The following is a 20,693-nucleotide window of genomic DNA, read 5'->3' as shown; positions in this document are numbered from 1 at the left end:
CACCTGCTCAACCTGATCACCCGGCCTTCGGATACGCCGTCAGCGACGGCCGGGCAGCGGAACCTTCGACCAGTCGGTGTCCGAGGCCAGGTAGAAGCTCGGGTACGACGGCTGGTTGTAGGTGGTCTGCTGCCGCGCCACCTCCACCCGGTACTGCGGGTCGTGCATCAGCGTGTACAGCTTGTGGCCGGTCACCTCGGTGCTCAGGTAGATCCGGATCGCCGAGCTGTCCACGGTCCGGACCAGCAGTTCCTCCCGCCAGTCGCCGAGGATGTCGGCGACCAGGCTCGGGTTGCCCTTGGTGCCGTTGTTGGTGCGGGTGCCCTCCGCGGTGAGCAGCGTGCCCCGCTTCCAGTCGTCGATGGTCGGGGTGACGTCGCCGGCCCCGTTGACGATCTGCGTGGTGAGGTCGCCGGACCACCGGATGCTCTGGTTGGTGCCGGGGATGCTGCTGGTCAGCACCTCGCCCTTGGCGCTGTGCAGGCCGAGCGCCGCCGACCCGCCGGGCATGCTGGCCCACGACTCGATGCCGCGCACCTCCGGCAGCACGTCACCGATCATGCCGCGGCCGGTGTCGCGCCCCGAGTAGGTGCCGAACAGCACCTCGCCGGTGGCCGCGTCGCGCATCGCCATCCCGTACGGCGCGGAGGTCCCGCCCTCGTGCACGGTGAAGATCTCCTGGCCGGGCCGGTCGGGGTCGATGTCGGTGACGTGCATGGCGTCGCCGTGCCCGAGCCGCGCGGGCTGCCCTGACGGCAGGTTCGCGAACGAGGAGTAGAGCAGGCTGCCGTCGTGGTCGATGGTCGCCGCCCCGTACACGATCTCCTGCTTGCCGTCGAGGTCGACGTCGGCCGCGCTGAGCGAGTGGAAGCCCTGCGTGGTCAGGGTGCCGAACTCCGGGTCGGTGCCGTCGCGCCCGTGCGGCGAGTCGTTGAACGGGTTCGTCATCGGCGTCCAGCCGCTGTCGACGTACCAGTTCCGGGTCAGCTTGCGCCCGTTCCACCCGTAGGCGACCAGCGTGGAGCGGGTGTAGTAGCCGCGGGCGAAGACCGCCGACGGCCGCTTGCCGTCCAGGTGGGCGACGCCGGCGAGGAATCGGTCCACCCGGTTGCCCGGCTCGATGCGGGCCATCGCGTAGTCGCCCCACATCAGCCCGTCGTCGTGGCGGCCCGGCTGGTAGTCGATGGTCTGCAGTTCCCGGCCGGTCGCGCCCTCGAAGACGGTCAGGTACTCCGGGCCGTCGACGATGAACCCCTCGAACGCGCGCAGGTTGTTGCGGGTGCTGCGCGACGGCGCGTACACGTCCATGAAGTAGTCGGTGAGCGCTTCCGCGCCGGCTCGGCTCAGCGGGTACTGATAGGCCGGCGCGATGCCGAAGGCCTGCTCCAGCGTGGCCGGCCAGCGCCCGGCGACCACCTCGGGGTGCTCGTGCCAGCCGAGGAACATGTCCACGACGTGCTGGTAGTAGTCGGCGGCGCTCATCCGGTAGTCGGCGTCCTTCTGGAAGCCGTTCCTGATGTAGTGCTCGCGCCCGTTGCGGATGGTCCTCGTGCCCGGCGCGGTCTTCATCATCATCTCGGCGCGGCCGTCGCCGTCGAAGTCGTAGACCAGGAACTGGGTGTAGTGGGCGCCCGCCCGGATGTTGACGCCCAGGTCGATGCGGTGCAGCAGGGTGCCGTCCGCCCGGTAGGTGTCGATGTAGACCGGCCCGGTGTAGCCGACCTGGGAGACGTCCTTGGAGTTCGACGGGTCCCACTTGACCACGTACTCGTACCGGCCGTCGCCGTCCATGTCGCCGACGCTCATGTCGTTGGCCGCGTAGGTGTAGGTCTCGCCGGCCGGGGTCACCCCGTCGGCCGGCTTGCTCAGCGGCAGGTCGTAGTGGCCGGCCGCCCACGGGGTGGCGGTCGCGCTCCGGCCGCCCTTCACCGGGACCACCCGGTACGCCGACGTCGCGGTGCCGGCCTTGTCCAGGTAGTTGGTGCTGTCCGTGACGGTGGCGATGCGCCGGCCGTCCCGGAAGACGTGGAAGTTCGCGCCGGTCACGCCGGTCGCGGACCGTCCGGTGGCCTCGGTGCCGAGCAGCCGCCAGCTCAGGAATATCCCTTCGCTGGTGGTGGCGGCGACCAGGCCCCGGTCGAGACGTTCCAGGGGCACCCCCCGGGCGGTCGCTCCGGCCGGGGCGGAGAGGGTGGCGAGCAACAGGGCGGCGGAGACGCCCACGGTACGAAGGCGCATGACTGATCTCCTCGGGGACGGCGCGCCGTCCCGTGCTGGGGGTCACGGGGCGGCGCGTAGGACGTACGGATCAGGCGGCGTCGATCTCGGCCTGGAGTTCCTTGATGAAGCCCGCGGCGGCCTGCTGCGGCGTCTGCCGCTCGAAGAGGACCTCCTCGGTGTGGCGCTTGAGGATGGTCTCGATGCTGCTGGCGCCGTTGGGCGTGACCCGCGGAGCGGGGCCGACCTGCAGCGCGCCGAGGTAGTCGGCGGCGGCCTTGTCGGTGGCGGTCAGCTTCGGCGTGATGGCGGTGCGGACCGTGGCGTTCGCCGGCAGGCCCCGGTCGGTGAGCAGCACCTCACCGGCCTCGGTGGTGTTGAGCAGGAAGTCGACGAACAGCGCCGCCTCGGCCGGGTGCTTCGAGCGCGACGAGACCGACCAGAACATCGACGGCTTGTAGTACGGGGCCGTGGCCGCGCCGGGCTGGCCGTTGGTGGGCAGCTTGAGCAGCTTCAGGTTCTGCCCGCTCGCCGCCGCCAGCGAGGTGAGCTGAGTGTTCCACCAGGTGCCGAACGCCGAGGTGTTGGTGGCGGTGCCGGACTGGTCCAGCGGGGCGCTGGCCCGCTCGACGGTGACCGACGGGGCCGGGGCGATGCCGTTCTTGGCCAGGTCCAGCAGGTACTGCCAGTAGTTCGCCAGGACCTCCGGCGGGATGGAGACCTTGCCGGCGTCGTCGTAGAGGGTGGCGCCGGCCTGCCGCGCCCAGATGTTGATGCCGCCGGAGTCGAAGCCCCAGGACTGCACACCGGTGACCTTGCCGCCGCTGGCCTTGGAGACCTCGACGCCGATCCGCTTCAGGTCGTCCCAGGTCCAGGTGGAGTCGTCCGGGACCGGGATCTTGTACTGGGCGAGCAGGTCGGTGTTGGCGACGATCGAGTACGCGGCGACGCCGGTGGGGATCGCGTACTGCTTGCCGTCGACCTGGCCGGTCTTGAGCGCCTCGCCGTCGATGTCAGCGGTCTTGAGATGCTTCTCGGCCGTCTTCAGATCGAGCAGGGCGCCGCGTTCGGCGTACGAGGCGAGGTAGAGCTCGTCCATCTGGATGATGTCCGGCGCGTCGTTGGCGGCGACCGTGGTGGCCAGGCTGTCCCAGTAGCCGTTCCACTCCTTGAACTCACCGGAGACGGTGATGTTCGGGTACTTCTTGGTGAACAGGTCGATGGCCTGCTGGGTGCGCTTGTGCCGGGCGTCCGAGCCCCACCAGGTGAAGCGCAGTTTCACGGCGTCCTTGGAGATCTCACCGCCGGCGTCCCCGCCGCCACCGCCGCCACAGGCGGCGAGAGTGGTCGCGGCGCCGAGGCCGAGACCGAGGGACAGCAACGAACGCCGGCTCATTCCGTTCTGCATGGGAGGTGCCCCTTTACTTGATTCCGGTGGTGGCGATGCCCTTGATCAGGTAGCGCTGGCCGATGAGGAAGGCCAGGAAGATCGGCAGCAGGGAGACCACGCTCATCGCGAACATGGAGCCCCAGCTGGTGGCGACGGTGGCGTCCACGAAGGAGCGCAGCGCGACCGGCACGGTGTACATCTCCGGGTCGGTCAGGTAGATCAGCTGCGAGAAGAAGTCGTTCCAGGTCCAGATGAACGTGAAGATCGTGGTGGTGGCCAGGGCCGGCAGCATCAGCGGCAGGATCACCTGCAGGAAGATCCGCGGGTGCCCGGCGCCGTCGATGCGGGCCGCCTCGTCCAGCTCCTTCGGCAGGCCCCGGATGAACTGGACCATCAGGAAGACGAAGAACGCGTCGGTGGCGAGAAGCTTCGGCACGATCAGCGGGAGGAACGTGTTCACCCAGCCCAGCTGGGAGAACATGATGTACTGCGGCACGATGATCACGTGGATCGGCAGCATGATCGTGCCGAGCATGATCGCGAACCACAGCTTCTTGCCGGTGAACTCCAGGCGGGCGAAGGCGTAGGCGGCCATCGAGCAGGAGACCAAGTTGCCGATGATGCAGCCGAGCACCACGATCCCGGAGTTGATCAGGAAGTGCGAGAACGGGGCGGACAGCGCGTTCCAGCCCTCGCCGTAGTTGCCGGTCTGCAGGCTGTCCAGCACGATCCCCGGGGAGCGGAAGATCTCGCTGTTGGGCCGCAGGGAGCTGACCACCATCCAGAGCACCGGGTAGAGCATGATCAGCGCGAGCAGGATCAGGCCGGTGTGCTTGGCGAGGCTGCGCGCGGGGTTTCGCACCCGCGGCGCCTTCTCCACGGTCGGGATCGGCGCGACGACGCGCTCTTGCAGGTCAGTCATCGTAGAAGACCCATCGCTTGGCGGCCCAGAAGTTGACCGCGGTGAACGCGGCGATGATCAGCAGGAGCAGCCAGGCCAGCGCGGAGGCGTAACCCATGTCGAAGTTGTGGAAGCCCCGCTGGTAGAGGTAGAGCGTGTAGAACAGGGTCGAGTCGGACGGGCCGCCGCTGCCGCCGGAGACCACGAACGCCTGGGTGAACGACTGGAAGGCGTGGATGATCTGGAGCACCAGGTTGAAGAAGATGATCGGTGAGAGCAGCGGGATCGTGATCTTCCGGAACTGGGTCGCTTTGCCGGCCCCGTCCACGCTCGCCGCCTCGTAGTACATCGCCGGGATCTGCCGCAGCCCGGCCAGGAAGATCACCATCGGGGCGCCGAACGTCCACACGTTCAGCACGATCAGCGTGGACAGTGCGGTGTCCGGATCGGAGATCCAGCCGCGGCCCTCGATCCCGACCAGGCCGAGCGCCTGGTTGAAGAGGCCGTCGGCACCGAAGATCTGCCGCCACAGCACCGCGATCGCGACGCTGGAGCCCAGCAGCGACGGCAGGTAGAACGCCGAACGGTAGAACGCCAGCCCGCGCAGGCCCCGGTCGAGCAGCATCGCCAGGCCGAGCGCCGCCGCGAGCTGCAACGGGACCGAGATGAACACGTATTTGAACGTCACGGCGAGCGCCTGGTGCAGCCGCTCGTCGGAGAGCATCCGCTGGAAGTTCTCCACGCCGCTGAACTCGGGCGGCTGGATCAGGTTGTAGTCGGTGAAGCCCAGCACGAACGAGGCCGCCACCGGCCCGGCGGTGATCAGCACCAGCCCGGCGAACCACGGCAGCAGGAAGACGAAGGCGGCCCTGTTGTCCTTCTTGCGCGGCGGGCCGCCGGTAGTGGTGTTGAGCCGTTGAAGCTCGCCGATGGCGCTCACCCGACCCCCTTCACATGTGTGTCGGAACGAAGCGCCCCGTCACCCAGTGGAGGCCATCGATGCCGCGCCTGGGGGAAAGCGCTTTCCTGGCAGTGTGCCCGGACACACTGCGGGGGTCAACGGTTTCTGGGCGGTAAATTCTGGATCGTTTCAGCGGCCAGATGACCACCTCGGCCCGGCTGCCGCCGGGCGATCTTTTTTAACTATTCAATGACCGCCGCGCCGACCTGCGGCGCCCTGCCCGAAGGGGATGCTGGGCGCATGGGCGCCGACGAGTTTCACCTGCGCCAGCAGACCGAGACCGGCGAGCAGGGTCGCGCTGACCTCCGCGGCGGTGCACAACGCGGCGGCCCGGCACCGGCACGAACGGGCACGCCGCCGCGCAAGATCCGCGGCAGCTGCGCCTGGACCGGCGGCACACCAGCGGCGAGGAACGCGAACGCCGCATCGAGCGGCGCGAGGCCGACAACGAGGAGCGCGCAGCAGCCCCGCAGGCCGGACCGCGTCGCAGCACCCTCCGAACCGCGACCCCGCCAGCCCAGGCCAAGCGGCAGCACCCTCCGAACCGCGACCCCGCCAGGCCAGGCCAAGCCGCAGCACCCTCCGAACCGCAACCCCGCCAGCCCAGGCCAAGCGGCAGCACCCTCCGAACCGCAACCCCGCCAGTCCGGACCGAGCAGCGGCGCCTTCTGCACCGCATCCCGCGGCCGCGGCCGGACGGCGTCAGCCGGAGCTGCGGCGCACCTTCAACTCCGCCGGGAAGACACCTCTCCAGTACGGCGCGAGCTGCCGTTTCATCATCGCCCGCGTCGCGGCGGCGGCCATCCGCTCGACCGGCTGGTGCACCGACGACAGCGGCGGCGTCGTGCACTCGGCGATCAGGCTGTCGTCGAAGCCGACCACCGCCACGTCCTGCGGCACGCGGCGGCCCGCGTCGGCCAGCGCCTGCATCGGCCGGTCGCCATCAGGTCGCAGCGCCAGCCGTAGCCCACACCGGGAAACCACCCGCCGTTACCCGCGCAGGCGACGGCCACGCTGCATCGCTTGCGGCGCTGTTAGGCCTGCAGCGAGCTAGGCGGGCAGCGCGGGTTCCGGTCGTTCGGTCGAGGCCGCGGCTGAGGCTGAGGCTGAGCCGCGGACCGGGGTCAGCGTCGCCCAACGGGCCAGCAGCAGCACCGTGACCACCTCGGCGAGCCCTAGCAACCGCTCCACCGTGCCCAGCGGTATGGCCCGCCACCAGCGCACCCCGGTCCACGGTTCGGCGAGCAGCGCCCACAGGATCGGCGTGAAGCAGAGCAGCGAGACGGCGCCGGCCAGCAGGACGGCGGTCGCCGCCGTGCGGGCCGCGGGGCGGCGCAGCCCGAACGCGCCGGCCAGCAGCGCCGCGACCGGCAGGCTGAGGAACGCCAGCAGGCTGGCGGCGCGGTGCACGTCGCCGCTGATCGACGGGCCGACCGCCCAGTTGTGTTTCTCGAAGACGACCACGCCGATCAGGCCGGCCACCCACAGCCACAGCGCGACGGCCGCGCCGGACCGGGCGCGCAGCACGCCCGCCCGCACCAGCGCGAGGATCACCGCTGCCGACCCGAGGGCGAGCAGCAGGGTCGCGGTGTCGAAGGCCCAGCCGTTGTCGAGCAGCGCGTACTGACTCAGCGTGCGGGTCCGCCAGTCGAGCAGCGCGGACGGCGGCGTGAGGTGCAGCCAGGCGAACAGCCCCAGGCACGCCGCCACGCAGGCGACGCCGAACCGGGCCAGGTGACGCTCGATCATCGGGCCCAGCCTGCCAGTCGTTCCTGTGGCCGGCCTGGGAACGGTCAGAGCTTGAGTGCCCAGTTCTGGCCGATCACGTCGTGGCCGAAGCGGTGCTGCGGTGTCTCGTCGGTGAGGGTGAACCCGCAGGCCTGGTAGATGCGGCGGGCCGAGGCGCAGTCGTCGACGGTCCACAGGGTGACCTGCTCGTAGCCGGCGGCGCGGGCGAAGGTGAGGCACTCCTCGACCAGGCGGGTGCCGAGGCCGTGACCGCGTGCCGCCGGGGTGACCAGCAGGATGCGCAGCTGGGCGGTGGCGGGCTCGGCGCCGGCGACGAGGGCCACGCAGCCGGCGCGGACACCGTCGACCTCGCCGATCCAGAGGGCCTCGCGGGCCGGGTCGTGGCCGGCCGCGAAGTCGGCGACGATCTGGGCGACCAGGGCCTCGAACTCGGTGGTCCAGCCGAACTGCTCGGCATAGATCTCGCCGTGGGCCATCACGGTCCAGCCGAGGTCGCCGGGGCGGTCGGCTCGCCGGACGCAGGCACCTGACATGGCACAACCCTTCCTACTGAAACGAGTGTTTCAGTCGATGCTACGCTAGCCCCGTGAGTGAGCGGCAGGCGGAACTGCTGGAGAAGGCGTACCGATATGTGCTCGAGCACGGCCTGGCTGATCTGTCGCTGCGGCCGCTGGCCGCGGCGATCGGGTCCAGCCCACGGGTGCTGATCTTCCTGTTCGGCAGCAAGGACGGCCTGGTCCGGGCCCTGCTGGCGCGGGCACGCGCCGACGAGCTGACCCTGCTCGGCGGCGTCGGCGTGGCCCCGATCGGGCTGGACCGGGCGGTCGAGCGGGTCTGGGCCTGGCTCGCCGCCGACGATCACCGGCCGCTGCTGCGGCTCTGGGTGGAGGCCTACGCCCGGTCGCTGGTCGAGCCGAACGGGGCGTGGGCCGGCTTCGCCCAGGCCACCGTGCGGGACTGGCTGGAGGTTCTGGCGGCCTGCCAGCCACCCGAGGAGCGCGACACCGAGGACGGCGCCGTGCGCCGCACCCGGGCGCTGGCGGTGCTGCGCGGCGGCCTGCTCGACCTGCTCGCCACCGGCGACGAGAAGCGCGTCTCAGCCGCGGTCCGCACCCGGATCGGCTAGGTCGGCCACCAGGCCGTAATGGTCGCTGCCGACGGTGTCCGGCTGATCGAAGGTACGCCGACAGCCGGCCACCCGCAGCGTCGGCCCACCGTGCTCACCGCAGCGCACCAGGATGTGGTCGATCCGCCGGTTCGGCCAGTCCCAGTCGGCGCAGTACGGGTTCTCCGGCACGAACGTGTCCCCGCCCGTGCCGCCACCCCCGGGATGGGTGGCGTCCCAGGCGCAGCGGTAGCAGACGCTCATGTCCTGCGCCACGTGCCGCCCGGTGAGGAACCGCAGGCTGTCGGCGTCCGGCTCGGCGTCGAGATCACCGGCGAGCACCACGTGCCCGGGCGACTCCGCGAGCCGTTCCTCGACCGCGCGGGCCACCACGACAGCCTGCAGCACCCGCTCGCGCTCGTGGTCGAGCTGGTAGTCCGGCAGGTGGTGGACCAGCCACACCCGGCCGAACGGCGCCGGCGCCAGCACCTCCACCAGCTGCGCGGTGCAGGCGAAATCGTACGTGCGGGGCGTGACCCGCAGGTCCAGTTCCGCGACCTGCCCGACCGGCCAGCGGCTCGCCGTCGTGATGCCCCGCCCGCTGTCCTCCCGGGCCTGCGACTGCACGAGCCGGTAGTCCGGACCCAGGACCTCCCGGGCCTGGTCGGGTTCGAGCATCGTCTCCTGCAGCGTGACGAGATCCGCGGCGAGTCGCTGGAACTCGGCTCGCAGGATCGCCCGGCGCCGGGACCACTCTCCCGCGGCGCCGAAGACGTTCAGCGTGGCGACCCGCACGCCACGCCCATACCCAGCGGCTGTCGGCACATGCGCGCGAGCTATTGCAGAAGATTTAATGCATTAAATATGCTGCACTGCATGGCATCAATACCCGAAGTGGACGCTCTCCGCGCGCTGGCCCATCCCCTGCGCATGCGCATCCTCGGTTCGCTGCGGATCGACGGCCCGGCCACCTCGGCCCTGCTGGCCCGGCGGCTCGCCACCGACTCCGGGCAGACCAGCCACCACCTGCGCGTGCTGAACCGACACGGGTTCGTCCTCGACGCGCCCGAGCTCGGCAAGGGTGCCCGTGGCCGGGAGCGCTGGTGGAAGGCGGCGCACGACACCACCTCCTGGCCGGACGACCCCGGCGAGCTGGGCCCCGGCGGCGCCGACGTGGTGCACGCGCTGGACCGGGCCGCCCGCCGGGTCTGGGACGAGGTCATCGAGTCCTACCGGGCGCAGGCCGCGCGCGGCGAGTGGAGCCCGCAGTGGCAGGCCGCCGCCGGCTTCGGTGACTACGCGATCCGCACCACGCCCGAGCAGCTGACCGCGTTGCGCACCGACCTGCGCCGGGTGATCAACGAGTACGACCGGGGCGAGCACGCCGACGACACCGAGACCGTGGCGGTGGTGGTCCAGGCGTACCCGTATCGGCCGGCCCGGTGACCAGCCTGTGGCGCAATCGCGAGTTCACTCTCCTGTGGACCGGCCAGTGCCTGTCCGAGCTGGGCACCTCGATGGCGTCGCTGGCGATCCCGCTGCTCGTGCTGGCGGTCACCGGCTCGCCCGTGCAGGCCGGGCTGGCCGGCACGATCGCCCAGGTCACCCGGCTGGTGTGCCGGCTGCCGGCGGGCCTGCTGGTGGACCGGGTGGACCGCCGCCGGGCGATGCTCGCCTGCGACCTGATCCGCCTCGCCGCGTTCGCCGGGCTGGGCGTCGCCGTGCTGACCGGGCGGGCGCACCTGGGTGTCATCGTGCTGGTGGCGGTGCTGGACGCGGCCGGCGGCACCCTGTTCGGCACGGCCGAGCACGCCGCGCTGCGCAGCATCGTCCCGGCCGGTCAGCTGCCGGACGCGGTGGCCCGCAACGAGGCCCGCAGCTACGGTGTCGCCCTGGTCGGGCCGCCCGCCGGTGGGCTGCTGTTCGGGCTGGGCGCGGTGTGGCCGTTCGCCGGCAACGCGGTCTCCTGTCTGGCGTCGCTGTTCAGCGTGGGCCTGATCCGGCGCCCGCTGCAGCAGCCGCGCGAGGGCGCGCCGGGCGGTCTCGCCGACGGGCTGGCCTTCGTCTTCGGCAACCCGTTCCTGCGGGCCGTGCTGGTCATCGCCGCGCCGCTCAACTTCGCGGTCACCGGCACCATCTTCACGATCATCGTGGTGCTGCAGCGGCACGGCACCGCGCCGGCGGTGATCGGGCTGGCGGAGACGTTCATCGGCGCCGGTGGGCTGCTCGGCGCCCTCGCCGCCCCGCTGCTGCGGCGCCGCTTCCCGATGGCCGTGCTGGCCCGGGCGATCTGCTGGGCGGCGACCGGCCTGTTCCTGGTCAGCGCGCTGCTCACAGCGAGCGTGGCGGCGGCCGTACCGATCGCGCTGACGTTGATGCTGGCGCCGGCGTGCAACGCCGCGCTCTTCGGTTATCAGGCCGCGATCACGCCGGACCGGCTGCAGGGCCGGGTGGTCAGCGTGATCTTCCTGGTCGCGAACTCGGCGTCGGCCGTCGCCCCGCTGCTGGCCGGCCTGCTGGTGACCACCTGGAGCGCGGCCGGCGCGATCGTGCTCTTCGCGGCGGCGGTCGCCGCATCGGCGCTGGCCGCGACCTTCGGCCGCGGCCTGCGCACCGGCGACCGGCCGATCACCCCAGCGTCAGCGGGCGCAACCCCAGGCCGCTCAGCCGGTCCGTCTCGTCCGCGGTGACCGGCGCCCGCCCGGTGGTCTTGCGCAGCAGCGTCACCGCGTCCCACCCGAGCGCCCCGACCGCGGCGGGCCAGTCCGGCCCGAACAGCAGGCGCTGCAGCTCCGAGGCCGCCGCCGGGGTCAGCCACGGCTCCCGGCCCACCGCGTCGGCGACGTCGAGACCGTGGACGGCCAGCTCCACCACCCGGGTGGTGAGGAAGTCGGTCAGCAGCATCGCGTCACCGTGCCGGGTCCGCACGATCCGGCCGGCCGGTTCCCGCTCGCACGCGGCGAGCACCTCGCCGACCACGGCGGCGAACTCGTCGCGGGTGGCCGGGCGCTCCTGCGCCGTGCGTACCCGATCCGCGTTGGCGGCCTCGCTGAAGCGCTGGTCGGCGCGGTAATAGGAGGTCGCGGTGGTGTCCGCCCGCGCCGGCGCGGGCGCGCCGGTCATCTGCGGCACGCGGGACAGCACGGTGATGACGTGCCCGACGACGTCGCGGACCCGCCAGGGCGTGCAGCGGGTCGGCCGGTCCCACTCCCCCGCGCTCAGCTGCCCGAGCGCGGCGAGGAAGGCCGCCGCCTCGTCGCGCAGCGCGATCATCGCGCCTGCCCCGCCTGCCGGTGCCCGTCCAGGCTGGTCACGCCGGCTTCGGCCGGCTCGAAGAGCGGGAAGCCGCGCAGGCCGTCGCCGCCGGCGGGCAGGGCGAGCCGGCGCAGCAGGATGCCTTCGCGCAGCGCCCACGGGCAGATCTCCACCCGGTCCAGGCCCAGCGACGCCATGGTGATCTCGGCGATGACCGCGCCGGCCAGCAGCTGCCGTCCCCGGCTGCGAGCCACCCCGGGCAGCTTCGCCCGCTGCGCGGGCGTCATCCGCGCCAGCCGCGGGATCCAGGAGCGCAGTTCGGTACGCCGCAGCACCCGGGTCCGGGCCGGCGACGCCGGGTCGACCTCGCCGGCGAAGCGGGCCAACTGCTTGAACGTCTTGCTGGTGGCGACCGTCTTCTGTGCGCGCTGCTCCCAGTCCAGCCGGCGCACGGCCGGGTCGAGCACGTCGCGGACGTGCCGGCGCAGCCGCTTGACGTCGCGCCGGTCGGCCGGGTGATCGGGCAGGTGCTCGTGGGTGAGCCGGCGGGCGCCCAGCGGCAGCGACATCGACACCGCCGGGTCCTCGTCGCGGCCCTGCACGATCTCCATCGAGCCGCCGCCGATGTCCAGGAGCAGCAGTTGGCCGGCGGCCCAGCCGTACCAGCGGTGGGCGGCGAAGTAGGTGAGCCGGCCCTCGTCCTCACCGCTGAGGAAGCCGATCTCCAGGCCGGTGCCGGCGCGGATCGCGGCCACGATCTCGTCGCGGTTGGCCGCGTCGCGCACGGCCGCGGTGGCGAACGGGATCAGCTCGTCGGCCTTGTGCTCCCGGGCCGACTGCACCGTCGCGCGGACCGCGGCCACCAGGCGTTCCACCCCGGCCCGGGAGACCGCCCCGTCCGCCCCGATCGCCGGGGCGACCCGGGTCAGCCGTTTCTCCCGGTAGACCGGCAGCGGCGGCGAGCCCGCGCAGCTGTCGATCACGAGAAGTTGGGCAGCGTTCGATCCGATGTCCAGTACCCCCATGCGCACGCGGCGCGGCGTACCCCGGTCAGCGCGGGATATGCCTCGTGAATCAGTGATCGATGTCACCGCTTGAACCTTTCGACCGCCCCGGTGAGTTGACACATCGACCGAGGACGAGAGGGTGTGGACCGTGGCTGACCCGGACGCCGACTTCGCGGCGTACTTCGCCGGGCGGGTGAGTGCCGTGCGCCGTCTCGCCTTCGCGCTGTGCGGCGACTGGCACACCGCCGACGATCTCGTGCAGCTGACCTTCGTGAAGCTCTATCCACGGTGGTCGCGGGTGCGCGGTGGGCAGATCGACGCGTACGTGCGGCGCGCCCTGGTGAACAACTTCCTCAGTCATGTCCGCAAGCATCGCCGGGAGACGGTGATGGCCGAGGTGCCCGACGCGGCCGTCCCGGAGACCGAGCGGCACGACGACCTCGGCCAGGCGCTGCGCCGGCTGCCGCCGCAGCAGCGGGCCGTGGTGGTGCTGCGGCATCTGGAGGATCTGTCCGTCGCCGAGGTCGCCGAGCTGCTGCAGCTGGCCGAGGGCACCGTGAAGAGCCAGTCCGCCCGGGGTCTCGCCGCGCTGCGTGCCGTGATGAGCCACACCGTAACGCCGAGGGAGACGCGACCGTGACCGAGTCCACCGACACCGACATCCGCGACGCCCTGCTGGCATACACCGGGGACGAGCCGCCTCTCCCCTTCGGTTACGAGCAGGTCGTGACCGCCGGCCGCCGGGTTCGCCGCCGGCGCCGGGCCGCCGCGGCGGCCGCCGGGTCGCTGGTGTTCGTGGCGGTCGCGGGCGTCGCCGTCACCGGCCTGCCGCACGATCCGGCGCCGTTCGCGGTGGGCGGCCCGTCCTGGCCGGCGCTCGACCCGGCGCCGTTCTGCGCGGCCGCCGCCGCGCCGCCGAGCACCCCGGCGATCGCGCCGACCACCGTGGTCCGCGACCTCAACGATTACCGGGTCCGGATCCCGGTCGAGCCGGCTGATCACGCCGCCGCCCGGCTCAGCTGCCGTCTGGCGACCGTGGTGCCGCCCTTGCTGCCGGGCTTCCGCTTCCACCTGATCCCCGGGGCGCCGGAGGACGGGCTGCCGCTGCGGGTCGAGCCGGCGCAGGTCTTCGATCCGGCCCAGCCGCAGACCACCCTGCCGGTCTTCTCCGCCGGCGCGCTGGTCAGCGACGACGAGGGGGTCGGCGAGATCGGGTTCGGCGCCTGGCCGGCGGGTGAGACCGTGGCGGAGGCCACCGCGAACTGCGCCGGGTGCGAGGTGCGGACCGGTCCGGACGGGGCGACCGTCCTGATCGACGTGATGACCGGGGACGCGGGCCTGCGGACGGTGAACGTGTGGGTCCACCGCGCCGACACGGTCACCTTCGCGACCACGTCGAACGCCGTGCCCGACCCGGCCACCGACGCGGACCGGCAGGAGGTGGGACGCCCGGATCCGCCGCTCACCCTCGACCAGCTGGTGCGGCTGGCCGCTGCCCCGGAGCTCACCCTCTTCCCCTGACCGCCGCGGACCTCGCTGCGATGCCGTCGAGCAGCAGGTCCAGCGCGGCGGGATAGGCGCTGGTCACCATCTCGGCGGCGAGCAGCGGCGCGACCCCGGCCACGTGCGGGTGGCTGGTGGCGGGCAGCCGGGCATAGGTGGAGCGCCACACCACCTCCTCGGCGCGCAGCGCGGCGTTCGGCAGCGCGAGCGAGGCGGCGTCGAGGGCGGCGAAGGCCAGCGTCTGGTCGATGAAGGCGTGGTAGACGCGGACCGTCTCCGGCGCCGGCAGGCCGGCCGAGTGCAGCACGGCCAGGACCGCCTCGTCGGCGGCGAGTTCGTTGGCGCGGCCGGTGACCCGGCTGGTGGTGAGCACTGCGGCCTGCGGGTGGGCGATGTAGGCGGCGTGGATGCGCAGGCCGAGGGCGCGCAGGTCGGCTCGCCACTCGCCGCTCGGGGACCAGCCGCGCAGGGCCTGGCCGATGAGCGCGTCACCGATCGCCAGGATGATCTCGTCCATCCCCCGGAAGTACCGGTAGAGGGTGCTGGGGTCGCAGTCCAGCGCCAGGCCGAGCCGGCGGGCGGTGAGCCCGGTGCTGCCGTGCTCGCGCAGCAGCCGCAGGGCCGCCTCGACGATCAGCTGCTCGGACAGGACCGTGCCGGCGCGGGTGGACCGGCGCCGCCGCCGCTTCTCCTCGGGAACGACCGCCTTCGGCATCGCACCCCCTCCTTATGCCAACGCCGTTGACCTTAGCGCACCGCGGCGCGTTGGATCGGTGCCAGGACGAGAGGAGTTCCGGACCATGCGCGTACTTCTGGTGGGTGCGGGCGGCGTCGGCACGGCGATCACCCGGATCGCGGCCCGGCGGCCGTTCTTCGACGAGATGGTGGTGGCCGACTACGACCTGGCCCGCGCCGAGGCGGCGGTCGCGGCCGTCGGCGACGCCCGCTTCCGGGCCGCGCGGGTGGACGCCGGCGACCGGTCGGCGGTCGCCGCGCTGCTTCGCGAGCACGGCTGCGACGTGCTGCTCAACGCCACCGACCCGCGGTTCGTGATGCCGCTGTTCGACGCCGCCGGCGAGGCCGGGGTCACCTATCTCGACATGGCCATGTCGCTGTCGCGGCCCGATGCGGAGAAGCCTTACGAGCGGGTCGGGGTCAAGCTCGGCGACGCCCAGTTCGCGCAGTCCGCCGAGTGGGAGAAGGCCGGGCGGCTGGCGCTGGTCGGCATCGGCGTCGAGCCGGGCCTGTCCGACATCTTCGCCCGGTACGCGGCCGACGAACTGTTCGACGAGATCGACGAGATCGGGGTCCGCGACGGCTCGAACCTCACCGTCGACGGCCACGACTTCGCCCCGTCGTTCAACATCTGGACCACCATCGAGGAGTGCCTCAACCCTCCGGTGATCTGGGAGAACGGCCGCGGCTGGTTCACCACCGCGCCGTTCAGCGAGCCCGAGGTGTTCGACTTCCCGGACGGCATCGGACCGGTCGAGTGCGTGAACGTGGAACACGAGGAGGTGCTGCTCATCCCGCGGTGGGTGAAGGCACGCCGGGTCACCTTCAAGTACGGGCTGGGCGAGCAGTTCATCCGTACGCTCAAGATGCTCCACGAACTGGGCCTGGACCGAACCGAATCGGTCACGGTGCCCGGCGCAGCCGGGCCGGTGAGGGTGTCACCACGGGACGTGGTCGCGGCCAGCCTGCCCGACCCGGCCACGCTCGGCGCGAGCATGCGCGGCAAGACCTGCGCCGGCACCTGGGTCCGCGGCACCCGTGACGGCACGGACCGCGAGGTCTACCTCTACCACGTCGTCGACAACGAGTGGTCGATGGCCGAGTACGGCAGCCAGGCCGTCGTCTGGCAGACCGCGATCAACCCGGTCGTCGCCCTCGAACTGCTAGCCGGCGGGGTCTGGTCCGGAGTGGGCGTTCTCGGTCCCGAAGCCTTCCCGCCGCGGCCGTTTCTGGATCTGCTCACCGAGTACGGCTCGCCGTGGGGCCTGCGCGAGCAGCAGACCAATTCCGCCCGATTGGCATCGGCCTCCCCCGCGGCCGCTGCGTAACGTCCGGTCGGTGACCACGGGATTCATCGGCCTCGGCGTCATGGGACAGCCGATGGCGCTCAACCTGGCCCGGGCCGGCACCGACCTGATCGTCTGGAACCGGACCCCGGAACGCACCCGGCCGCTGCGCGACGCCGGCGCGGCCGTCGCCGCCGACCCGGCGGAGGTCTTCGCGAAGGCCGAGACCGTGATCGTGATGCTGGCGAACGACACCGTCATCGATCACGTGCTCGGCCCGGTGACCTTCGCCGGCCGCACCCTCGTGCACATGGGCACCACGGCGCCGGCGTACTCGGCCGGGCTCGCCGCCCGGGTGCGTGCGGCCGGCGGCGCGTACGTCGAGGCCCCGGTCTCCGGCTCCCGCGGCCCGGCCGCGGCCGGCGAGCTGGTGGTGATGCTCGCCGGCGACGCGCCGGACCTGGACCGCGTCGAGCCGCTGCTGCGCCCGATGTGCCGCGAGGCCGTCCGGTGCGGCCCGGTCTCCGGCGCCCTGCTGATGAAGCTGGCGGTCAACACCTTCCTGATCAGCATGGTGACCGGGCTGGCCGAGGCGTTCCACTTCGCCGCCCGGCACGACCTGGACCGGGCCACCCTCCTGGCGGCGCTGGACGCCGGGCCGATGGCCAGCGCGGTCTCCCGCGCGAAGGGCCGCAAACTGCTCGACCGGGACTTCGCGGTGCAGGCCGCGATCCGCGACGTGCGCTACAACAGCGACCTGATCGTGCGCGCCGGCGTGGAGTCGCCGCTGCTGGAGGTCTGCCGGCAGCTGTTCGCGGAGACGGACCGGGCCGGCTACGGCGGCGAGGACATGGCCGCGGTGATCCGCGCCCTGGAAGCCCGGTCGCGGGAAGCCGGGCGGCGGGCCACGATGGACGGATGACGATCCCCCGCTTCCATCTGGCGATGCCGGTCGACGACCTGACCGAGGCGCGCCGCTTCTACGGTGAGGTGCTCGGCCTGGAGCAGGGCCGCAGCTCGGACACGTGGGTCGACTGGAACCTGCACGGGCACCAGTTCGTCACCCACCTCGCGCCGCAGCGCCCCCAGCGGATCCACAACCCGGTGGACGGCCACGACGTGCCGGTGCCGCACTTCGGGCTGATCCTGCCGGTGCCGGAGTTCCACCGGCTCGCCGAGCGGCTGCGCACGGCCGGCACCGCGTTCGTCATCGAGCCCTATGTGCGCTTCGCCGGTGAGGCCGGTGAACAGTGGACGATGTTCCTGCTGGACCCGGCCGGCAATGCCCTGGAGTTCAAGGCGTTCGCCGACGACGCCCAGGTGTTCGCTGCCTGATCCGTCCGCCGCCGGGCCGCGCGCGCCCTGTTCGTACTGATCAGCACCGGCCTAGCGTGGCGGTGTGAGCGAGACGAACGTGGTGGTGCTGGTCCTGCCGGAGGTGAACCTGCTCGACCTGGCCGGCCCGGTCCAGGTCTTCCACGCCGCCGCGCTGCGCGGCGCCGGCTACCGCATCGGGTACGTGGCCGACGAACCGGAGCGGCTCTCCGCGCAGGGCCTGCTGCTCGCCGGCCTGCAGCCGCTGCCGCCGGCCGGCGCCGGCGACCTGATCCTGGTGCCCGGTCCGGAGCTGCGCCGGCCGCCGCCCGGACAGCCGCTGGTCGCCGCGCCGGTGGTGAGCTGGCTGCGCGACGCCTACCGGCGGGGCGCCGCGGTGGCCGCGGTGTGCAGCGGGGCCGCCGCCCTGGCCGAGGCCGGACTGCTCGACGGCCGGCGCTGCACCACGCACTGGGCGTTGACCGGCCTGCTGCGGCAGCACTGTCCGGCGGCCCGGGTGCAGGACGGTGTGCTCTACGTCCACGACGGCCGGGTCAGCACGAGCGCCGGCATCTCGGCCGGCATCGACCTGGCCCTGTCGCTGGTGGAACGCGACCACGGCGCCGCGCTGACCGCCGAGGTGGCCCGGCAGCTCGTCGTCTACCTGCGCCGGTCCGGCTCGGGCGCGCAGATCAGCCCTTTCCTGCAGCACCGCGCGCACCTCAATCCGGCGGTCCACCGGGTGCAGGAACACCTCGCGCAGCACCTCGACGGCAGGCACACCCTGGCTGACCTGGCCCGGGTGGCGAACCTGTCGCCGCGCGGGCTGAGCCGCGCCTTCCGCACCACGATCGGCATGACGCCGCTGGAATATCAGCAGGGGCTGCGCATGGAGCACGCCGGCACGCTGCTCGCCGGGACCGACCTGACCGTGGAGGCGGTCGCCGCCCGGTGCGGGTTCACCGACGCCCGGCATTTCCGGCGTTTGTGGACCGCCCGGTTCGGGACGCCGCCGTCCGCGTCGCGCCCGGAGGCGCTCCGTGGCTAGGACCGTCCGCGGTCTGCTGACCGCCCTGCTCACCGTGGGCATCTTCGCCGGGATCTGCGCGGCCGGGGTGGCGGTGTCGATGCGGCAGTCGTTCCCGGCCGCCGCGGCCGGTCACCCGGCCGGCTGGCCGGCGCCCCGGAAGATCCCGCCAGGCAGGCTGGTGGTCGCGGTCGCGCTGGGCGCGTCCGGGTCCGTCGTCGCCGATGCCCTTCTGCCGTACGAGGTGTTCGCGCGTTCCGGCCGGTTCGCCGTGCACACCGTCGCGCACCGGCGGACTCCCCTGCCGCTCTCCGGTGGGCTGCACGTCGTGCCGGAGCACACCTTCGACTCGGGGCCGGCGCCGGACGTGATCGTGGTCCCGGCCGTGGTGGACCCGTCCGAGGCGCCGCTGCTGGACTGGATCTCCCGTCAGGCCCGGCGCGGCGCCCGGGTGCTCGGCGTGTGCGCGGGCTCGCACGTGCTCGCCAGGTCCGGGGTTCTCGACGGGCGGCGGGCCACCGAGTTCTGGGCCAACGTGGATGCGCGCCGCCGCGCGTTCCCGGCGGTGCGGTGGCTGCGCGGCCAGCGCTACGTCGAGGACGGCCCGGTCACCACCACGGCCGGGGTGACCTCCGGCGTGGTGGGCGCGCTGCGGGTGGTCGAGCGGCTCGCCGGGCCGGGTGAGGCCGCCCGGATCGGCCGGGACCTGGCATATCCCGGCTGGGCGCCGGGCGGCGCCACGGCGATCCCGGTGCACCGCATCGGTCCCGGTGATCTTCCGTACGCGCTGAACGCCGCGTTCCCGTGGGGCCGCCCAACCGTCGGCGTGCGGCTGACCGACGGGGTGGGCGAGTCCGAGGTGGCCGCCGCGTTCGAGGTGCACTCGGCGACGTCGTTCGCCACCCGGACGGTTCCGCTCACGGCCGGCCGGACGGTGACCACCCGGCACGGGATGCTGCTCACGGCCGGGGACGCGCGCGTAAACCGGATCGTCGAACCCGGCGGCGACGGTTTCCCCTTCGACCGGGCGCTGCTCGACCTGGCCGAGCACACCGACCGGGCCACCGCGCGGACCACGGCCAAGTTCACCGAGTACCCGGGCGGGCATCTCGCGTACCCCGGCCCGCTCTGGCCGTGGCGGCCCACCGCCCTGGCGGTGGCCGCCCTGCTGCTCTCCGCCGCGCTCGCGCTCGCGGTGATCCGGATCGCCCGGCGCCTGGCCCGCGCGGCCGCCGGGCGCCGAAGCGGTTGATCAGCGGGACCGCCGGCTCGCCCGGGGCTTGGCGGAGCGGGGCGGCAGCGCCCGCATGTGGTCGCGGACGGTGCCGAGCACCCCGCTGAGGATCGCCAGGTCGCCCTTCTCCAGCGAGTCGAGGAGCAGCCGCCGGACGACCGCGATGTGACCGGGCAGCACCTGGGCCACCAGGGCCCGGCCGGCGTCGGTGAGCGACACCATCACGCTGCGCTCGTCGTCGGCGGCGGGCGCCCGGCTGATCAGGCCGCGCCTGTCCAGCAGCCCCGCCTGATAGGTGAGGCCGCTGCGGCTGTAGACGACGCCGTCGGCGAGGTCGGTCATCCGCAGCCGGCCCTCCGGGCTGTCGGCGAGCCGGGCGAGCAGCTGGAACTGCACGTAGCTGAGGTCGCCGTCGGCGCGCAGATGCTCCTCGACGGCGTGCTGGAGCAGGCTGCTCACCTCCATCAGGGCGAAGTAGGCGCCCAGTTGCCCGGCATCCAGCGGTGCTGTCTCGCGGCTCACACCCCCATCCTAGTTGCTTCGAACTCGAAGCAAGCTACAGTCGTCACATGCTTCGAGTTCGAAGCAAATCCGTTTCCTCGAGGAGTGAGTCATGAAGGCCATCCGCCACCACCGGTACGGCGCCGCGGACACCCTGCGGGCCGACGAGACCGACCGGCCCGCCCCCGGTTCCGGCGAGGTGCTCGTCAAGGTCGCGGCCACCTCGTTCAACCCGGTCGACGCGACCATCCGCGCCGGCCACCTGCAGCAGGTGTTCCCGGTGCCGCTGCCGCACACTCCCGGCATCGACGTGGCCGGCACGGTCGCCGCGCTCGGCGACGGCGTCACCGCCTTCGCGGTCGGCGACGCCGTCTACGGGATGCTGCCGATGACCGGGGGCGCCGCCGCCGACTACGTGGCCGCCCCGGTCACCGGGCTCGCCGCCTGGCAGGCCGACGTCGCACACGCAGAACCGGAGACCCTCGAGTAGGGAAAGCGATAAGAGACC

At 72.6% G+C, this 20,693-nt stretch carries 23 protein-coding genes; 11 read left to right on the top strand and 12 right to left on the bottom strand.

The annotated features are described in order from the left end of the window. Positions 1 to 39: 39 nt before the first annotated feature. The 7 genes from AB0F81_RS35170 to AB0F81_RS35140 form a co-directional block, all read right to left on the bottom strand. The gene (locus tag AB0F81_RS35170; protein WP_360204266.1) at positions 40 to 2,238 is read right to left on the bottom strand and encodes a rhamnogalacturonan lyase; all 2,199 of its coding nucleotides are present in this window, start codon (positions 2,236 to 2,238) and stop codon (positions 40 to 42) included. Positions 2,239 to 2,308: 70 nt separating this feature from the next. Next, a complete protein-coding gene (locus AB0F81_RS35165) occupies positions 2,309 to 3,613 on the bottom strand; it encodes an extracellular solute-binding protein (protein WP_360204265.1) in 1,305 nt (434 codons plus the stop codon). A 25-nt stretch (positions 3,614 to 3,638) separates the two neighbouring features. Next, the gene (locus tag AB0F81_RS35160) at positions 3,639 to 4,529 is read right to left on the bottom strand and encodes a carbohydrate ABC transporter permease (RefSeq protein WP_360204264.1); all 891 of its coding nucleotides are present in this window, start codon (positions 4,527 to 4,529) and stop codon (positions 3,639 to 3,641) included. After that, positions 4,522 to 5,448: a sugar ABC transporter permease gene (locus AB0F81_RS35155; protein WP_360204262.1), complete on the bottom strand. Its 927-nt coding sequence runs from the start codon at positions 5,446 to 5,448 to the stop codon at positions 4,522 to 4,524. The genes AB0F81_RS35160 and AB0F81_RS35155 overlap by 8 nt, the downstream gene beginning before the upstream one ends. Before the next feature lie 723 nt (positions 5,449 to 6,171). Continuing rightward, a complete protein-coding gene (locus AB0F81_RS35150) occupies positions 6,172 to 6,399 on the bottom strand; it encodes a substrate-binding domain-containing protein (protein WP_360204260.1) in 228 nt (75 codons plus the stop codon). Between the two features lie 120 nt (positions 6,400 to 6,519). Continuing rightward, positions 6,520 to 7,218 (bottom strand): DUF998 domain-containing protein, encoded by a 699-nt coding sequence (locus AB0F81_RS35145; protein WP_360204258.1) that lies wholly within the window; start codon positions 7,216 to 7,218, stop codon positions 6,520 to 6,522. Between the two features lie 44 nt (positions 7,219 to 7,262). After that, the gene (locus tag AB0F81_RS35140) at positions 7,263 to 7,751 is read right to left on the bottom strand and encodes a GNAT family N-acetyltransferase (protein ID WP_360204256.1); all 489 of its coding nucleotides are present in this window, start codon (positions 7,749 to 7,751) and stop codon (positions 7,263 to 7,265) included. 53 nt (positions 7,752 to 7,804) lie between these two features. Here AB0F81_RS35140 and AB0F81_RS35135 point away from each other — a divergent pair, with 53 nt between their 5' ends. Continuing rightward, entirely contained in the window at positions 7,805 to 8,344 is a 540-nt protein-coding gene (locus AB0F81_RS35135) for a TetR/AcrR family transcriptional regulator (protein WP_360204255.1), read from the top strand. Here AB0F81_RS35135 and AB0F81_RS35130 read toward each other — a convergent pair. Next, positions 8,315 to 9,118 (bottom strand): endonuclease/exonuclease/phosphatase family protein, encoded by an 804-nt coding sequence (locus AB0F81_RS35130; protein WP_360204253.1) that lies wholly within the window; start codon positions 9,116 to 9,118, stop codon positions 8,315 to 8,317. The genes AB0F81_RS35135 and AB0F81_RS35130 overlap by 30 nt on opposite strands. An 81-nt stretch (positions 9,119 to 9,199) precedes the next feature. On the opposite strand from AB0F81_RS35130, the gene AB0F81_RS35125 reads away from it, so the two are divergent. Both AB0F81_RS35125 and AB0F81_RS35120 read left to right on the top strand, forming a co-directional pair. Beyond that, positions 9,200 to 9,769, top strand: coding sequence for a helix-turn-helix domain-containing protein (locus AB0F81_RS35125; RefSeq protein ID WP_360204251.1), 570 nt, complete (start codon positions 9,200 to 9,202; stop codon positions 9,767 to 9,769). Then, complete coding sequence (locus AB0F81_RS35120; RefSeq protein ID WP_360204250.1) at positions 9,766 to 11,013, top strand: MFS transporter; 1,248 nt, start codon at positions 9,766 to 9,768, stop codon at positions 11,011 to 11,013. Before AB0F81_RS35125 ends, AB0F81_RS35120 begins: the two co-directional genes overlap by 4 nt. Here AB0F81_RS35120 and AB0F81_RS35115 read toward each other — a convergent pair. Both AB0F81_RS35115 and AB0F81_RS35110 read right to left on the bottom strand, forming a co-directional pair. Then, a complete protein-coding gene (locus AB0F81_RS35115; protein WP_360204249.1) occupies positions 10,952 to 11,596 on the bottom strand; it encodes a maleylpyruvate isomerase N-terminal domain-containing protein in 645 nt (214 codons plus the stop codon). The genes AB0F81_RS35120 and AB0F81_RS35115 overlap by 62 nt on opposite strands. Further along, entirely contained in the window at positions 11,593 to 12,603 is a 1,011-nt protein-coding gene (locus AB0F81_RS35110; protein ID WP_360204278.1) for a hypothetical protein, read from the bottom strand. The genes AB0F81_RS35115 and AB0F81_RS35110 overlap by 4 nt, the downstream gene beginning before the upstream one ends. A 130-nt stretch (positions 12,604 to 12,733) precedes the next feature. Here AB0F81_RS35110 and AB0F81_RS35105 point away from each other — a divergent pair, with 130 nt between their 5' ends. Both AB0F81_RS35105 and AB0F81_RS35100 read left to right on the top strand, forming a co-directional pair. After that, positions 12,734 to 13,225: a SigE family RNA polymerase sigma factor gene (locus tag AB0F81_RS35105; RefSeq protein ID WP_360204248.1), complete on the top strand. Its 492-nt coding sequence runs from the start codon at positions 12,734 to 12,736 to the stop codon at positions 13,223 to 13,225. Then, on the top strand, positions 13,222 to 14,106 hold the full coding sequence (locus AB0F81_RS35100) for a hypothetical protein (RefSeq protein ID WP_360204246.1): 885 nt from the start codon (positions 13,222 to 13,224) through the stop codon (positions 14,104 to 14,106). Before AB0F81_RS35105 ends, AB0F81_RS35100 begins: the two co-directional genes overlap by 4 nt. Here the strand turns inward: AB0F81_RS35100 and AB0F81_RS35095 are convergent. Then, positions 14,090 to 14,803, bottom strand: a complete 714-nt coding sequence (locus tag AB0F81_RS35095; RefSeq protein ID WP_360204245.1) for a TetR/AcrR family transcriptional regulator — start codon at positions 14,801 to 14,803, stop codon at positions 14,090 to 14,092. The genes AB0F81_RS35100 and AB0F81_RS35095 overlap by 17 nt on opposite strands. A gap of 85 nt (positions 14,804 to 14,888) precedes the next feature. Here AB0F81_RS35095 and AB0F81_RS35090 point away from each other — a divergent pair, with 85 nt between their 5' ends. From AB0F81_RS35090 to AB0F81_RS35070, 5 genes are all read left to right on the top strand, one after another. Next, positions 14,889 to 16,151 (top strand): saccharopine dehydrogenase C-terminal domain-containing protein, encoded by a 1,263-nt coding sequence (locus AB0F81_RS35090; RefSeq protein WP_360204244.1) that lies wholly within the window; start codon positions 14,889 to 14,891, stop codon positions 16,149 to 16,151. A gap of 10 nt (positions 16,152 to 16,161) precedes the next feature. Then, a complete protein-coding gene (locus AB0F81_RS35085; RefSeq protein WP_360204243.1) occupies positions 16,162 to 17,031 on the top strand; it encodes an NAD(P)-dependent oxidoreductase in 870 nt (289 codons plus the stop codon). After that, the gene (locus AB0F81_RS35080; RefSeq protein ID WP_360204242.1) at positions 17,028 to 17,444 is read left to right on the top strand and encodes a VOC family protein; all 417 of its coding nucleotides are present in this window, start codon (positions 17,028 to 17,030) and stop codon (positions 17,442 to 17,444) included. Before AB0F81_RS35085 ends, AB0F81_RS35080 begins: the two co-directional genes overlap by 4 nt. A 64-nt stretch (positions 17,445 to 17,508) precedes the next feature. Next, on the top strand, positions 17,509 to 18,471 hold the full coding sequence (locus AB0F81_RS35075; protein ID WP_360204241.1) for a helix-turn-helix domain-containing protein: 963 nt from the start codon (positions 17,509 to 17,511) through the stop codon (positions 18,469 to 18,471). Continuing rightward, on the top strand, positions 18,464 to 19,702 hold the full coding sequence (locus AB0F81_RS35070; RefSeq protein ID WP_360204239.1) for a DJ-1/PfpI family protein: 1,239 nt from the start codon (positions 18,464 to 18,466) through the stop codon (positions 19,700 to 19,702). The genes AB0F81_RS35075 and AB0F81_RS35070 overlap by 8 nt, the downstream gene beginning before the upstream one ends. On the opposite strand, the gene AB0F81_RS35065 is transcribed toward AB0F81_RS35070, so the two are convergent. Then, positions 19,703 to 20,206 (bottom strand): MarR family transcriptional regulator, encoded by a 504-nt coding sequence (locus AB0F81_RS35065; protein WP_360204237.1) that lies wholly within the window; start codon positions 20,204 to 20,206, stop codon positions 19,703 to 19,705. 91 nt (positions 20,207 to 20,297) lie between these two features. On the opposite strand from AB0F81_RS35065, the gene AB0F81_RS35060 reads away from it, so the two are divergent. Further along, a complete protein-coding gene (locus AB0F81_RS35060; protein WP_360204235.1) occupies positions 20,298 to 20,675 on the top strand; it encodes an alcohol dehydrogenase catalytic domain-containing protein in 378 nt (125 codons plus the stop codon). The last annotated feature ends 18 nt before the right edge of the window (positions 20,676 to 20,693 follow it).

The sequence above is a fragment of the Actinoplanes sp. NPDC024001 genome (assembly GCF_040638955.1).
In the GTDB taxonomy this organism is placed as follows: Bacteria; Actinomycetota; Actinomycetes; order Mycobacteriales; family Micromonosporaceae; genus Actinoplanes.
Note: the sequence above shows the minus strand (reverse complement) of the source record. Positions and strands in the feature narration are given on the sequence as shown.

Excerpts from the sequence above, each read along its gene's own strand:
- AB0F81_RS35170 (WP_360204266.1), bottom strand. The coding sequence starts at position 2,238 with ATGCGCCTTCGTACCGTGGGCGTCTCCGCCGCCCTGTTGCTCGCCACC.
- AB0F81_RS35110 (WP_360204278.1), bottom strand. The coding sequence starts at position 12,603 with ATGGGGGTACTGGACATCGGATCGAACGCTGCCCAACTTCTCGTGATC.
- AB0F81_RS35145 (WP_360204258.1), bottom strand. The coding sequence starts at position 7,218 with ATGATCGAGCGTCACCTGGCCCGGTTCGGCGTCGCCTGCGTGGCGGCG.
- AB0F81_RS35140 (WP_360204256.1), bottom strand. The coding sequence starts at position 7,751 with ATGTCAGGTGCCTGCGTCCGGCGAGCCGACCGCCCCGGCGACCTCGGC.
- AB0F81_RS35115 (WP_360204249.1), bottom strand. The coding sequence starts at position 11,596 with ATGATCGCGCTGCGCGACGAGGCGGCGGCCTTCCTCGCCGCGCTCGGG.
- AB0F81_RS35165 (WP_360204265.1), bottom strand. The coding sequence starts at position 3,613 with ATGAGCCGGCGTTCGTTGCTGTCCCTCGGTCTCGGCCTCGGCGCCGCG.
- AB0F81_RS35080 (WP_360204242.1), top strand. The coding sequence starts at position 17,028 with ATGACGATCCCCCGCTTCCATCTGGCGATGCCGGTCGACGACCTGACC.
- AB0F81_RS35160 (WP_360204264.1), bottom strand. The coding sequence starts at position 4,529 with ATGACTGACCTGCAAGAGCGCGTCGTCGCGCCGATCCCGACCGTGGAG.
- AB0F81_RS35095 (WP_360204245.1), bottom strand. The coding sequence starts at position 14,803 with ATGCCGAAGGCGGTCGTTCCCGAGGAGAAGCGGCGGCGGCGCCGGTCC.
- AB0F81_RS35150 (WP_360204260.1), bottom strand. The coding sequence starts at position 6,399 with ATGCAGGCGCTGGCCGACGCGGGCCGCCGCGTGCCGCAGGACGTGGCG.
- AB0F81_RS35060 (WP_360204235.1), top strand. The coding sequence starts at position 20,298 with ATGAAGGCCATCCGCCACCACCGGTACGGCGCCGCGGACACCCTGCGG.
- AB0F81_RS35090 (WP_360204244.1), top strand. The coding sequence starts at position 14,889 with ATGCGCGTACTTCTGGTGGGTGCGGGCGGCGTCGGCACGGCGATCACC.
- AB0F81_RS35125 (WP_360204251.1), top strand. The coding sequence starts at position 9,200 with ATGGCATCAATACCCGAAGTGGACGCTCTCCGCGCGCTGGCCCATCCC.